Source organism: Micromonospora sp. CA-248089, assembly GCF_050948515.1.
Classification (GTDB): domain Bacteria; phylum Actinomycetota; class Actinomycetes; order Mycobacteriales; family Micromonosporaceae; genus Micromonospora.
In genome coordinates, this window is record NZ_CP192016.1 from 1,341,198 (window position 1) to 1,354,661 (window position 13,464).

Annotated in this window: 11 protein-coding genes; 7 read left to right on the forward strand and 4 right to left on the reverse strand. The window is 73.3% G+C overall.

From position 1 onward, the window contains the following. Nucleotides 1–11 precede the first annotated feature (11 nt). Nucleotides 12–749, forward strand: coding sequence for a TetR/AcrR family transcriptional regulator C-terminal domain-containing protein (locus ACQP26_RS06615; protein WP_281578797.1), 738 nt, complete (start codon nt 12–14; stop codon nt 747–749). Next, nucleotides 742–915: a hypothetical protein gene (locus tag ACQP26_RS06620; RefSeq protein ID WP_269701611.1), complete on the forward strand. Its 174-nt coding sequence runs from the start codon at nt 742–744 to the stop codon at nt 913–915. The genes ACQP26_RS06615 and ACQP26_RS06620 overlap by 8 nt, the downstream gene beginning before the upstream one ends. A gap of 41 nt (nt 916–956) precedes the next feature. Here ACQP26_RS06620 and ACQP26_RS06625 read toward each other — a convergent pair whose 3' ends face one another. From ACQP26_RS06625 to ilvD, 3 genes are all read right to left on the reverse strand, one after another. Further along, the gene (locus tag ACQP26_RS06625; protein ID WP_433495227.1) at nt 957–1,514 is read right to left on the reverse strand and encodes a hypothetical protein; all 558 of its coding nucleotides are present in this window, start codon (nt 1,512–1,514) and stop codon (nt 957–959) included. After that, nucleotides 1,484–1,678: a hypothetical protein gene (locus ACQP26_RS06630; protein ID WP_433495228.1), complete on the reverse strand. Its 195-nt coding sequence runs from the start codon at nt 1,676–1,678 to the stop codon at nt 1,484–1,486. The genes ACQP26_RS06625 and ACQP26_RS06630 overlap by 31 nt, the downstream gene beginning before the upstream one ends. A gap of 61 nt (nt 1,679–1,739) precedes the next feature. Beyond that, entirely contained in the window at nt 1,740–3,587 is a 1,848-nt protein-coding gene (gene ilvD, locus ACQP26_RS06635) for a dihydroxy-acid dehydratase (RefSeq protein WP_269701609.1), read from the reverse strand. 110 nt (nt 3,588–3,697) lie between these two features. On the opposite strand from ilvD, the gene ACQP26_RS06640 reads away from it, so the two are divergent. The 4 genes from ACQP26_RS06640 (at nt 3,698) to ilvC (ending at nt 9,818) form a co-directional block, all read left to right on the forward strand. Next, nucleotides 3,698–6,154 carry a putative bifunctional diguanylate cyclase/phosphodiesterase gene (locus ACQP26_RS06640; protein ID WP_433495229.1) on the forward strand — a complete coding sequence of 819 codons (2,457 nt, stop codon included), beginning with the start codon at nt 3,698–3,700 and terminating at the stop codon, nt 6,152–6,154. 180 nt (nt 6,155–6,334) lie between these two features. Beyond that, a complete protein-coding gene (locus ACQP26_RS06645) occupies nt 6,335–8,230 on the forward strand; it encodes an acetolactate synthase large subunit (protein WP_281578793.1) in 1,896 nt (631 codons plus the stop codon). Beyond that, nucleotides 8,231–8,746, forward strand: a complete 516-nt coding sequence (gene ilvN / locus ACQP26_RS06650; RefSeq protein WP_018786257.1) for an acetolactate synthase small subunit — start codon at nt 8,231–8,233, stop codon at nt 8,744–8,746. 58 nt (nt 8,747–8,804) lie between these two features. After that, nucleotides 8,805–9,818, forward strand: coding sequence for a ketol-acid reductoisomerase (gene ilvC / locus ACQP26_RS06655; protein ID WP_433495230.1), 1,014 nt, complete (start codon nt 8,805–8,807; stop codon nt 9,816–9,818). An 82-nt stretch (nt 9,819–9,900) separates the two neighbouring features. Here ilvC and ACQP26_RS06660 read toward each other — a convergent pair whose 3' ends face one another. Next, the gene (locus tag ACQP26_RS06660; RefSeq protein ID WP_433495231.1) at nt 9,901–11,583 is read right to left on the reverse strand and encodes a hypothetical protein; all 1,683 of its coding nucleotides are present in this window, start codon (nt 11,581–11,583) and stop codon (nt 9,901–9,903) included. Nucleotides 11,584–11,848: 265 nt separating this feature from the next. Here ACQP26_RS06660 and serA point away from each other — a divergent pair, with 265 nt between their 5' ends. Next, nucleotides 11,849–13,447, forward strand: a complete 1,599-nt coding sequence (gene serA / locus ACQP26_RS06665; protein ID WP_269701603.1) for a phosphoglycerate dehydrogenase — start codon at nt 11,849–11,851, stop codon at nt 13,445–13,447. Nucleotides 13,448–13,464 lie beyond the last annotated feature (17 nt).

Consider the following 13,464-nt stretch of genomic DNA (forward strand, 5'->3'; position numbering starts at 1 on the left):
GTCAAGGGGAGATGGAGAGCCGGATGGGAGCGAGGAAGCCACGGGAGCCGCTCAGCCGCGAGCGAGCCCTGGCCAGCGCGATCGCCCTCGTCGACGCCGAAGGGATGGCGGCGCTCACGATGCGCCGGCTCGCCGCCGAACTCGGCGTCGAGGCGATGTCGCTCTACCACCACCTACCCGGCAAGGCCGGGCTGCTCGACGGCCTCGTGGACGCCGTCGCCGCCGAGATCACCGAAGCCGCCGAGCGAGCCGAGGCGGACGCGCCCGGCGGCGACTGGCGTACCCGGCTGCGACTGCGCTTCCTCGCCGCGCGCGCGGTCATGCTGCGGCACCCGTGGGCGCCCGCGCTGCTCAGCTCCCGCCCGACCGTCCCCGCCGGGGTGTACGCCTACTACGACGGCATCCTCGCCACCCTCGTCGACGGCGGATTCTCGTACCGGATCGCCCACCGGGCGCTGCACGCCTTCGGCAGCCTGGCGCTCGGCTTCGCCCAGGAGGTGTTCCGGCCGGACGCGGGCGGGGAGGCGGACGCGGAGGCAGCGGAGGCCGAGATGGTGGCGCTGGCCGAACGGCTGCCGCACCTGGCCGCGATGGTCGCCGCCGAGACGCACGACGCGGCGGATCCGACGCTCGGATGGTGCGACTCCCAGACCGAGTTCGAGTTCACCCTCGACCTGCTCTTCGACGGCCTGGAACGACACCTGCCGGGTTCGGGCGGCGCCCGGCGGGTACCAGGACGGCATGACTGATCCGGTTGAGCTGTCCGAACTGCACGCCGGAGGCGCCGACCCCGACGACGTCACCCCGGAGGACCCGCACGCGGACCTGGACGGGACCGACGAGAACTCACCGGCGGAGTTCGGCCTGCCGATAGACGGCACCGCCCCGGCCGAGGAGGACCCGGCCCAGTCCTGACGCGCCGGGTGTCCCCGCCACGCCCCGGAGGGCGGCGGGCGCTAGTTGGGCAGGGCGGCGAGGCCGGCCAGCAGTTCCCACCGCTCGGCCTCGGTGAGCGCCGCGTACGCCGGCGCGTCGCGGCGGTCGGTGTCCGCCTCGATCGCCGCGCGTTGCGGGCCGTCCGGCAGCGCGCGGATCTCGTCGGCGGTCAGCCCGGCGGCCCGCCACGCGGCCCGGTGCGCGTCGGCGCGGTGGTGGCGCAGCGAGCCCAGCCGGGTGACCAGCAGCAGCGCCGGGGAAGCGCCCTCCGGCTCGTACGGCGGGGACATCGCCCGGAACACCGGCCCGCCGGTGGCCTGCGCGTGTGCCAGCACCCGGCCGACCAGGTCGGCGAGGCGGGGCACGATGCTCAGGCCGGGCAGCACTCCGGGCAGCGTCGACCACAGTTCCTCGGCGGCCTCACCGGTGGCCCGCTGGGCGAACAGCGTCAGCTCGCGCCCCAGGTCGGTGAGGTGCCAGGCGCCCTCGGCGTCCCGGACGACGACGCCCTGCGCCAGCTCCTCGTCCATGCTGCCGGAGGTGTAGATCAGGCCGTCGGCAAGCGCCTCGGCGGGCATCGGCCGGGCAGCACGCCGGAGAAGAAGCTGTTCTCCGCGCCGAGTGTGCAGCCCCGCTCGGCGTAGAACGCCTCCATCCGGGCGCGCGCTCCCCAGCGGGCGCCCACGTAGACCCGGTCGATCGCCGGTCGGACCAGTCGCGCATAGCTCACCGTCGTCTCCACGCCGCCGGACCCTACCGGCGGCGGGCGTCGCGCGGGGCCCTGACGCAGAGCCCCGCGTGGCTCACTCCGGGACGCGACGGTAGGCGCCGTCGCTGGCCGAGGTCGCCATCGACGCGTACGCGCGCAGCGCCGCCGACACCGGACGCTGACGGTCGAGCGGGGTGTACGGGCGGTCCCGCTTCTCCTCGGCCACCCGGCGCGCCTCCAGCTCGTCGGCGGGCACGTTCAGCTCGATCGACCGGCCCGGGATGTCGATGACGATCTCGTCGCCGTCGCGGACCAGCGCGATCAGTCCACCGGAGGCCGCCTCCGGGGAGACGTGCCCGATGGACAGGCCGGAGGTGCCGCCGGAGAACCGGCCGTCGGTCAGCAGCGCGCAGGAGCGGCCCAGCCCACGACCCTTAAGGAACGACGTGGGGTAGAGCATCTCCTGCATGCCGGGGCCGCCCTTCGGGCCCTCGTACCGGATCACCACCACGTCCCCAGCGACGATCTCCTTGGCGAGGATCGCGGTCACCGCGTCGTCCTGCGACTCGTAGACCTTGGCCGGGCCGCGGAACGTCAGGCACTCCTCGGGCACACCGGCGGTCTTCACCACGCAGCCGGCCGGCGCGAGGTTGCCGTGCAGGATGGCCAAGCCGCCGTCCGCGCTGTACGCGTGCTCCCGGTCCCGGATGCAGCCGCCGGCCGCGTCGGTGTCCAGCGACGACCAGCGGTTGGCGGTGGAGAACGGCTCGGTGGTGCGCACCCCGCCGGGAGCGGCGTGGAACAGTTCGACCGCCTCGCGCGTGGCCGAGCCGCCCCGGACGTCCCAGTCGGCCAGCCACGTGTCGAGGTTGGGGGAGTGCACCGCGCGCACGTCGCGGTGCAGCAGCCCGGCGCGGTCCAGTTCGCCGAGGATGGCGGGGATGCCGCCGGCCCGGTGCACGTCCTCCATGTGGTAGTTCGGCGAGTTCGGGGCGACCTTGGCCAGGCACGGCACCCGCCGGGAGATCGCGTCGATGTCGGCGACGCCGAAGTCCAGCTCCGCCTCGCGGGCGGCGGCGAGCAGGTGCAGCACCGTGTTGGTGGAGCCGCCCATGGCCACGTCGAGGGCGATCGCGTTCTCGAACGCCTCCCGGCCGGCGATCGAGCGCGGCAGCACCGAGGCGTCGTCGTTCTCGTACCACTGCTTGGCGATCTCCACGACGGTGCGCCCGGCCTCGACGAACAGCGACCGCCGCGCGGCGTGGGTGGCGAGCGTCGACCCGTTGCCGGGCAGCGCCAGGCCGATGGCCTCGGTGAGGCAGTTCATCGAGTTGGCGGTGAACATGCCGGAGCAGGAGCCGCAGGTGGGGCACGCGGAGCGCTCGATCTCGCCGAGCTGGTCGTCGGTGACCGCCTCGTTCGAGGAGGCGATCATGGCGTCGATCAGGTCGATCTTGGAGTGCACCACGCCCTCGATCGCCACCGTCTTGCCGGCCTCCATCGGGCCGCCGGAGACGAAGACGGTCGGGATGTTGAGCCGCAGCGCGGCCAGGAGCATCCCCGGGGTGATCTTGTCGCAGTTGGAGATGCAGACCAGGGCGTCCGCGCAGTGCGCGTTGACCATGTACTCCACCGCGTCGGCGATCAGCTCCCGGCTGGGCAGCGAGTAGAGCATGCCGCCGTGGCCCATGGCGATGCCGTCGTCCACGGCGATCGTGTTGAACTCCCGGCCGACGCCGCCGGCCTCGGCCACCGCGTCGGCGACCAGGCCACCGAGGTCCTTGAGGTGGACGTGACCGGGTACGAACTGGGTGAAACTGTTCGCGATGGCGACGATCGGCTTGCCGAAGTCGTCGTCGGTCATCCCGGTGGCCCGCCAGAGGGCCCGGGCGCCGGCCATCGTCCGACCGTGGGTGGAGGTCCTCGACCGCAGCTCAGGCATGACAACCAGTCTGACACCATCCGCGCGGCAACCCCGCCGCGCGCACCCTGTGTCCCAACAGTTGCACACCCGGTGCCCCACGAGAGGCGCTCATCCGGCAGAGTTGACGCGTGCAGTCGTCCCCGGGGATGGTCTCCGTCGCGGTGGTGAGCGGGATCGCCGCGACCGGTGCCGCCGTGCTGCTCGCCGCCTCGGTGCGGCGCCGCACCGGCCCCCGCCGTCCGGCACACCTGCTGCTCGCGGTCGCCGCCGGTGCCGCCCTGTTCAGCCTCCTGGTCGGTCTCGGCGGCCTGCTCGCCGCCGGTGACCACTGGGCGCACCGGCAGGGCCAGCGGACCGGATGGGCGGTCCTCGTCTCCGTCGGTACGACGCTCGCCGCGCTCGGCCTCGGCGCCGCCGTCCTGCGGCTGCCCGGCGCCGCCGCGACCCGTGCGGCCACCGGCCGGCTGCTGCTCGACGGCCTGATCATGGGCAGCGCGCTCTGGTTCGTCGGCTGGGTGGCGTTCAGCGAGCCGACTCGGCTGCTCGGCGACGCCACCCCGGTGGCCTGCCTGCCGATCGTGCTGGCCACCGTCAGCTCGGCGCTCACCACCGGGCTCACGATGATCGTCGTGCTGCGGGTCGCGCCGCCGCGCGGGTGGCTGACGCTGCTCGCCGCCGGCGCGATAGCAGTGACGGCCGGCGGGCTGGCCGTGTCCGCCGGGCTCTGCCAGGCCGGCCCGGGCATGGTGCTCACCGGCGCGGTGCTGACCGCCGCCGGGCTGCTGGCCACCGCCGTGGCCGGGCGCCGGGCCGACCTCACGCAGCTCGACGTCGACTTCATCCGCCGCGACGGCGAGTACGCCTTCGTGCCGATGTTCGCCATGGCGGCCTCCGCGATGTACCACCTGGTGCAGGGCGGCGGGTTCGACGGGTACGCCATCGTGGCCGGCACCGTCGAGGGGTTCGCCCTGGTCACCCGGCAGTACCTGGCGCTGAACGACGTCCGCGGCTACGCGATCCGGCTCGCCGAGCGGGAGGCGCACTTCCGCGAGCTGGCGCACACCGACCCGCTGACCGGGCTGGCGAACCGGCGCGGACTGCTGCGTGCCCTGCACCGCAGCGCCGAGGCGGGCGGGCCGTGCGTCCTGCTCGGGCTCGACCTGGACGGCTTCAAGAACGTCAACGACATGCGCGGGCACGACGTCGGCGACGCGGTGCTGATCGAGGTGGGGCGGCGGCTGCGCGGCAACCTGCGCCCGGGCGACCTGGCCGCCCGGCTCGGCGGTGACGAGTTCGCGGTGCTGATGCACGGGGCGGCCGACCCCGGCCCGGTCGCCGACCGCCTGCTCGGGGTGCTCGGCCGCCCGTACGAGCAGGGGGACGGGCCGGTCTTCCTGTCGGTGAGCATCGGGGTGGCCGCCGGGCAGGGGGAGCAGGACGTCGAGCTGCTGCTGCGCAACGCCGACCTGGCGCTGCGCTACGCCAAGCAGCGGGGCAAGAACCGGATCGAGCGCTACGACGCCACGTACGACCAGTTGCTGAGCCGGCGGACCCGGATGGAGCACGAGCTGCGCGGCGCGATCGAGCGCGACGAGCTGCGGCTGGTCTTCCAGCCGGTGGCCTCGCTGCCGTCGGTGCGGCCGGTCGGCGCGGAGGCGCTGCTGCGCTGGCGGCACCCGGAGCTGGGCAACGTCCGGCCGGACGAGTTCATCCCGCTCGCCGAGGAGTGCGGGATGATCGCCAAGCTCGGCGCGTGGGTGCTGCACCAGGCCTGCTACCAGCTCTCCCGCTGGCTGGCCGACGGGCACGACGTCTGGGTGTCGGTGAACGTGTCGCCGCGCGAGTTGCACGCCCCCGAGTACGTGGTCCAGGTCGCTGACGCGCTGCGCGCGCACCACGTGCCGCCGCAGCGGCTGGTGCTGGAGGTCACCGAGCACGCTGTCGCCACCGACCTGGACGAGCTGATCCGGCGGCTCACCGCGCTGCGGCTGACCGGCGTCCGGATCGCGCTCGACGACTTCGGCGCCGGCTACTCGTCGCTCGGCCAGCTCCGGCGGCTGCCGATCGACATTCTCAAGATCGACCACAGTCTGGTCGCCGAGCACGAGCCGGTCCGGCCGGTCGGGCGGGACGGCCCGGCGTTCGCCCCGATGGTCGACATCGTCATGCGCCTGGGCCACCAGCTCGGGCTGGAGGTGATCGCCGAGGGCGTCACCAACCCGACCGAGCTGGCCGCCGTGGTCGCCGCCGGTTGCCGGTTCGGGCAGGGCGCGCTGTTCGGCTGGGGCGTACCGGCCGAGCACCTGGAGGCGATGCTGGAGGCGGCCACCGCGCCCGGCAACCGGCACACCGCGATGCCGCCGGTGCCGCCGGTGCCGCCGCCCGCCCCGGTTCGCGCCCCCTCGCCGCTGCTGCCCCGGCTGCGCAACAATCCGCCAGCCGCGGTGCCCGCGCAGCGTCCCCCGTTGGAGGGATCTTCGCAGGTGGCGCCGGGCGCGGAGGGGGTCCCGGTGGTCGACACGCCCACGTCCGTGAACCAAAATGTGGGATCAGTTGACTCATCGCGTGAGATGCGTCAGGCTTAGCCGCATGTCGTCGAACCGGTCGCCGCGAGTACTTACCTGAGCGCACTCTCCCACCGAGAGTGCGCTGGCCCCGTGCATCCTGCACGTGGGCTTTTTTGTTGCCGTCGGACCATTGCCGGGACCTCGCCGTCCCATCCTGAGAAGCGCGTCACCCACTCACTTCCGAAGGCTTGAACCGCCATGACGAGACCCACGCCAGAGACCCTCGCCCACTCCGCCCGCCGCGCCCGTTCCGGCACCGGCGCGGCCGGTGACTCCGACCCCGCCGCCCGCTCCGGCCGTACCGTTCCGGCGGCCGCCACCACCGAGACGCCCGTACGGGAGCCCGCCACCGCGCAGGTCTCGGGCGCCGGTTCGCTCGTGCGGTCGCTCGAGGCGCTCGGCGTCGACGTGGTCTTCGGCATTCCGGGCGGCGCGATCCTGCCCGCCTACGACCCGCTCTACGACTCCACGGTCCGGCACATCCTGGTCCGGCACGAGCAGGGCGCCGGGCACGCGGCCACCGGCTACGCGCAGGCCACCGGCCGGGTCGGTGTGTGCATCGCCACCTCCGGTCCGGGCGCGACGAACCTGGTGACGCCGATCGCCGACGCGTACATGGACTCGGTCCCGATGGTGGCGATCACCGGGCAGGTGGCCCGGCCGTCGATCGGCACCGACGCCTTCCAGGAGGCGGACATCCAGGGCATCACGCTGCCGATCACCAAGCACAACTTCCTGGTGCAGACCGCCGACGAGATCCCCCGCGTGCTGGCCGAGGCGTTCCACCTGGCCGCGACCGGCCGCCCCGGCCCGGTGCTCGTCGACATCCCCAAGGACGTGCTCCAGGCGCCGGCGACCTTCTCCTGGCCGCCCACGCTCGACCTGCCCGGCTACCGGCCCACGCTGCACCCGCACGGCAAGCAGATCCGCGAGGCGGCCCGGCTGATGACCTCGGCCCGTCGCCCGGTCCTCTACGTCGGCGGCGGCGTGCTCAAGGCCGGCGCCACCGAGGGGCTGCGCAAGCTGGCCGAGCAGACCGGCATCCCGGTGGTCACCACGCTGATGGCGCTGGGCGCGTTCCCCGACTCGCACCGTCAGCACCTGGGCATGCCCGGCATGCACGGCACCGTCGCCGCGGTCTACGGCCTGCAGAAGGCCGACCTGATCGTGGCGCTGGGCGCCCGCTTCGACGACCGGGTGACCGGCCGGCTCGACTCGTTCGCGCCGGACGCGACAGTGGTGCACGCCGACATCGACCCGGCCGAGATCGGCAAGAACCGGCACGCCGACGTCCCGATCGTGGGCGACGCGCGGCACGTCATCGACGAGCTGATCGCGGCGGTCACCGCCGAGCAGGCCGCGCACCCGTCGGTGGACCTGACCGACTGGTGGGCCCAGCTCGACGACCTGCGCGAGCGCTACCCGCTCGGCTTCGAGGAGCCGGCCGACGGCACGCTCTCCCCGCAGTACGTGATCAAGCGGCTGGGCGAGATCGCCGGCCCGGACGCGGTCTACGTGGCGGGCGTCGGCCAGCACCAGATGTGGGCCAGCCAGTTCATCTCGTACGAGAAGCCGCACACCTGGCTCAACTCCGGTGGCCTGGGCACCATGGGCTACGCCGTCCCGGCCGCGATGGGTGCCAAGGTCGGCAAGCCGGACACCACGGTGTGGGCGGTCGACGGCGACGGCTGCTTCCAGATGACCAACCAGGAGCTGGCCACCTGCGCCCTGGAGGGCATCCCGATCAAGGTGGCCGTGATCAACAACGGCAACCTGGGCATGGTGCGGCAGTGGCAGACCCTGTTCTACGGGGAGCGCTACTCCAACACCGAGCTGGGCACCCACAAGCACCGCATCCCGGACTTCGTCAAGCTCGCCGAGGCCCTGGGCTGCGTCGGACTGCGCTGCGAGAACGCCGCCGACGTGGACAAGACCATCGAGGCGGCCATGGCGATCAACGACGCGCCGGTGGTCATCGACTTCGTGGTCGGCAAGGACGCGATGGTCTGGCCGATGGTCGCCGCCGGCACCAGCAACGACGAGATCATGTTCGCGCGGGGCGTGCGTCCCGCCTTCGACGAGGACGAACTCTAGATGACAATGCACACGCTGTCCGTGCTCGTGGAGAACAAGCCGGGTGTCCTCGCCCGGGTCTCCGGGCTGTTCTCCCGGCGCGGGTTCAACATCGACAGCCTCGCCGTGGGCGAGACCGAGAACCCGGACGTCTCCCGCATCACCATCGTGGTCAACGCCGAGTCCTCGCCGCTGGAGCAGGTGACCAAGCAGCTCAACAAGCTGGTCAACGTGCTCAAGATCGTGGAACTGGACCCGCAGGTGTCGGTGGCGCGGGAGCTGCTGCTGGTCAAGGTCCGCGCCGACCGCACGGCCCGCGCCCAGGTGCTGGAGACGGTCGGCCTGTTCCGCGCCCGGGTGGTCGACGTCGCGCCGGACACGCTGACCATCGAGGCCACCGGCACGCCGGACAAGCTCGACGCGCTGCTGCGCGACCTGGAGCCGTTCGGGATCAAGGAGATGGTCCAGTCCGGCACCGTGGCCATCGGGCGGGGTTCGCGGGCCATCACCGCCGGCCCGGCCCTGCGCGCCGCCTGATCCGTACCCACAAGTTTTTCGACGGGCCGACGGGCACCGCCGTACGAAAGGGAAGTCAATGAGCGTTGAGGTGTTCTACGACGACGACGCCGACCTGGGCCTGATCCAGGGCCGCAAGGTCGCCGTGATCGGGTACGGCAGCCAGGGCCACGCGCACGCGCTGTCGCTGCGCGACTCCGGCGTCGACGTGGTGATCGGCCTGCCCGCCGGGTCGAAGAGCCGGCCGAAGGCCGAGGAGCAGGGCCTGCGGGTGCTCACGCCCGCCGAGGCGGCGGCCGAGGCCGACGTGATCATGATCCTGGCCCCGGACACCGCCCAGCGGCACATCTACGCCGAGGCCATCGCGCCGAACCTGGCCGCGGGCAAGGCGCTGTTCTTCGGACACGGCTTCAACATCCGGTACGGCCTGATCAAGCCCCCGGCCGACGTGGACGTGGCGATGGTCGCCCCGAAGGGCCCCGGTCACCTGGTGCGCCGCCAGTACGTCGACGGCAAGGGCGTGCCCTGCCTGGTCGCCGTCGAGCAGGACGCCAGCGGCGACGCGTTCGGCCTGGCCCTGGCGTACGCCAAAGCGATCGGCGGCACCCGGGCCGGCGCGATCCGGACCACGTTCACCGAGGAGACCGAGACCGACCTGTTCGGCGAGCAGGCGGTGCTGTGCGGTGGCGCGGCGGCGCTGGTGCAGACCGGTTTCGAGGTGCTCACCGAGGCCGGTTACGCGCCCGAGGTGGCCTACTTCGAGTGCCTGCACGAGCTGAAGCTGATCGTCGACCTGATGTACGAGGGCGGCATCGCCCGGATGCGTTACAGCATCTCCGACACCGCCGAGTACGGCGACCTGTCCCGCGGCCCGCGCGTCATCGACTCCCGGGTCAAGGACGAGATGCGCAAGATCCTCGGCGAGATCCAGTCCGGCGAGTTCGCCCGCGAGTGGGTGGCCGAGGACGAGGCCGGCCGGCCGAACTTCGCCAAGTGGCAGGCCGAGGGCGCGGCGCACCCGATCGAGGAGACCGGGCAGAAGCTGCGCGGCATGATGAGCTGGGTCGACCGGCCGATCACCGAGACCGCCTGAGCTTCTCCCTCGTGCGGCCCGCGGCCCGACGCTCTCCCCGGCGTCGGGCCGCGGGCCGCAGTCCGCTCCGCCCCACCGCCGGTCAGGTGGCCGGCAGCCGGTCCGCCTCGGCGCGTACCCGCCCGGCCTCGTCCGGGCGGCCGACCGCGGACAGCGACGTGGCCAGGTTGCGCAGTGCGACGGCCATCTCCGCGGGCGGCAGCCCGCCGTCCACCGCACGCGCCTGCTCCACCGACTCGCGGTGGGCGTCGTACGCCTCGTCGAGCCGGCCCAGCGCGTCCAGCCGGTTGCCGAAATTGCCCAGCGCACGGGAAAGGTCGGCCCGATGGGCCGGATCCTCGTCGGCCAGATCCCGGCGGAGGGCCACGCACTCCCGCAGCGCCTCGGCCGCCCCCGCCACGTCACCGGACCGGATCAGGGCCCGATCCAGGCCGAACAGGGCCGCGCCCAGCAGCGCGCGATAGGCCGGTTGTCCGGCCACCAGTGCCCGGGCCAGCTCGACCGCCTCCTGGCCGGCCGCCGTCCCGGTCATACCGGCGATCCGCGTGCCGGGCGGCGGCGGATTCTCGTCGCCCCGCTTGAAGGCGGACAGGGCTGTCACCGCGCAAAGGCCCTGGACGAGCAGCGGGCGGAACACCTCGGGCAGGTCGTCGGCCCGCCGCCGGCACAGCGGCAGCAACTCCGCAAGGAGCGGCTCCACGTCCTCCCACGCCCCGGCAGTCATCCGCGCCCAGACGAGCGACACCAGTGACCGCGCCCGCTCGATGTCCCCGACTTCGCGCGCCACCTCGACTGCCTCTTCGAGGCGGGCGACGCCCTCGCCCGCTCGGCCCGTCTCCAGCAGCAGAGCGCCGTGGGCCCGTAGCGCGGAGGCCAGGTGGGCTCCGCCTCCGTCGGGAATTCGGCCGACCCAGGGCCGGAGAAGGTCGACCGCCCGGACGACGGTCCGCTCGGCCGCGTCGACCTCTCCCATGGCCTGCCGGCACAGCGACTCCACCAGCAGCGCTCGGGCGGACAGGACGTGCCCGGGCCCTGGTGTGACGGAGCGGGTCAGCTCCAGCGCCAGGTCGGCGGCGGTCAGCAGGTCCAGCGCCTCCCGGTGCCGACCGTCCGCGGCCATGCTGGACGCGAGTGGCACCGCTGTTGCGGCGTCCAGGCCCTTCCAGCGGAGCCGGTACCGCCGGGGCAACGCACGGTAAGCGTCCCGGGCCTGTCGGCGGACGTCGAGCGCTTCGTCGTGCCGCTCCAGCGTCTGCGCGCACTCCGCGACGACCAGCAGAGTGTTGATCCGCCGCGCCCGGTCGTCGGCGGTGAGCGGTTCCGCGTCGGCCCAGGCGCGCAACGCCAGCCGCGCCGACGCGAGCGCCTCCCGAACCTCGCCGAGCTGGCTCCGGCGCCGGGCGAGCAGCGACCGAGCGGTGGCAAGCGCCACGAGCCCGAGCCGATCCGATGATCCCTCGACGTACGCGATCGCCTCGGTGAGCTCGGCGATGACCGCGGTCGTGGGACGGACGTCCGGCACGCCGGCGCGGGCCACCAGCGCCCGGGCCAGAGTCGTCCGGTGCCGATCCGGGCGTTCGGCGACCAGCCGACGGCAGAGTGCCACCGCCTCGTCGGCGGCGGCCGTCCGCCGGGCCGTTCCGCCCCGCAGTCCGCTCACCACCTGGGACCGGGTGATCAACGCCTCGGCCAGCCTCGGCCCCCAGCCGAGCGGGTCGAGCCGGACCATCGGCCGCAGCAGCGCGATCCGGACGACCACCGACATCGGCGATTCCTCCCTCGTGACGACAGCTCCCGTTGTAGCGGGCTGCCGCCAGCGCGGCGTCCGGTGAACAGGGGATGACAGGCGTGCGACGAGCCTGTGTGAGGGCCCTCACCCCGCACTCCGGGACACGCCGGGCGAGCAGCCACCTACCATCCTTGGTGTGGTGCCCGAGCGCACCCGACGGCCGTGGCACGGATCGGCGCAGGGCGCAGCGCGGCGTCCCGGCGCCCCAGGCCGAACCATTACCGAGCGTCTACGAGGACCGATGAATCCTGTCGTACTGATCGCCGAAGAACTCGCCCCCGCCGCCATCGAGGTGCTCGCGCACGACTTCGACGTGCGCCACGTGGACGGCACCGACCGCCCCGCTCTGCTCTCCGCCCTCTCCGAGGCCGACGCGGTGATCGTACGCAGCGCCACCCAGATCGACGCCGAGGCGATCGCCGCCGCGCCGCGGTTGAAGGTGGTCGCCCGGGCCGGCGTCGGGCTGGACAACGTCGAGGTGCCCGCCGCCACGGCACGTGGCGTCATGGTCGTCAACGCTCCCACCTCCAACATCGTCTCCGCCGCCGAGCAGGCCCTCGCGCTGCTGCTCGCCGTGGCCCGCAACACCGCCAGCGCCAGCGCCGCGCTCAAGGCGGGGGAGTGGAAGCGGTCCAAGTACACCGGCGTCGAGATCCAGGGCAAGACCGTGGGCGTGGTCGGCCTCGGCCGCATCGGCGTGCTCTTCGCGCAGCGCATCGCCGCGTTCGGCACCCGGCTGATCGCGTACGACCCGTACATCCAGCCGGCCCGCGCCGCGCAGCTCGGTGTCCGCCTGGTCGGGCTGGAGGAGCTGCTGCGGGAGAGCGACTTCATCTCGATCCACCTGCCGAAGACGCCGGAGACCGTGGGCCTGATCGGCGAGAAGGAACTGGCGATCGTCAAGCCGGGCGTCCGGATCGTCAACGCGGCCCGGGGCGGTCTGGTCGACGAGCAGGCGCTCGCCGACGCGATCGCGGAGGGCCGGGTCGCCGGCGCCGGCGTCGACGTGTATGCCAAGGAGCCCTGCACCTCCTCGCCGCTGTTCGCCTTCGACAACGTGGTGGCCACCCCGCACCTGGGCGCCTCCACGAACGAGGCGCAGGACAAGGCCGGTCTCGCGGTGGCCAAGAGCGTCAAGCTCGCGCTGCAGGGCGAGTTCGTCCCGGACGCGGTGAACGTGCAGGCCGGCGGCGTGGTCGCCGAGGACGTCCGCCCGCTCCTGCCGCTGGCCGAGAAGCTGGGCCGGGCGTTCACCGCCCTGGCCGGCGGGGTGGCCGCCAGCGTCACCGTCGAGGTGCGCGGCGAGATCGCCGCCCACGACGTGTCGGTGCTCAAGCTCGCCGCGACCAAGGGGCTGTTCAGCTCCGTGGTGGAGGAGCAGGTCACCTACGTCAACGCGCCGCACCTGGCGGCCGAGCGGGGTGTCGAGGTCACGCTCGCCACGCCGGGCGAGACGGTCGACCACCCGAACCTGGTGACCGTGCGCGGGGCGCTGCCGGACGGGCGCACCGTCCGCGTCTCCGGCACCGTGGCGCACACCGGCACCCGCGACGTGTTCAAGCTGACCGAGGTGGACGGTTTCGACGTGGAGATCGGCGCGGAGGGCATCCTGGTCTTCCTGCGCTACGCCGACCGGCCCGGCGTGGTCGGCACCGTCGGCACCCTGCTCGGCGAGGCCGGCGTCAACATCGCCGCCATGCAGGTGGCCCGCCGCGAGGCCGGCGGTGAGACGCTGATGACGCTCACCGTCGACCAGGCGCTCGGCGCCGACCTGCTCACGTCCGCGGCCGACTCGATCGGCGCGGTCGCGGCCAGCGCGGCCGACCTGCGCGACGAGTAGTCCGGACGCAGACGGAT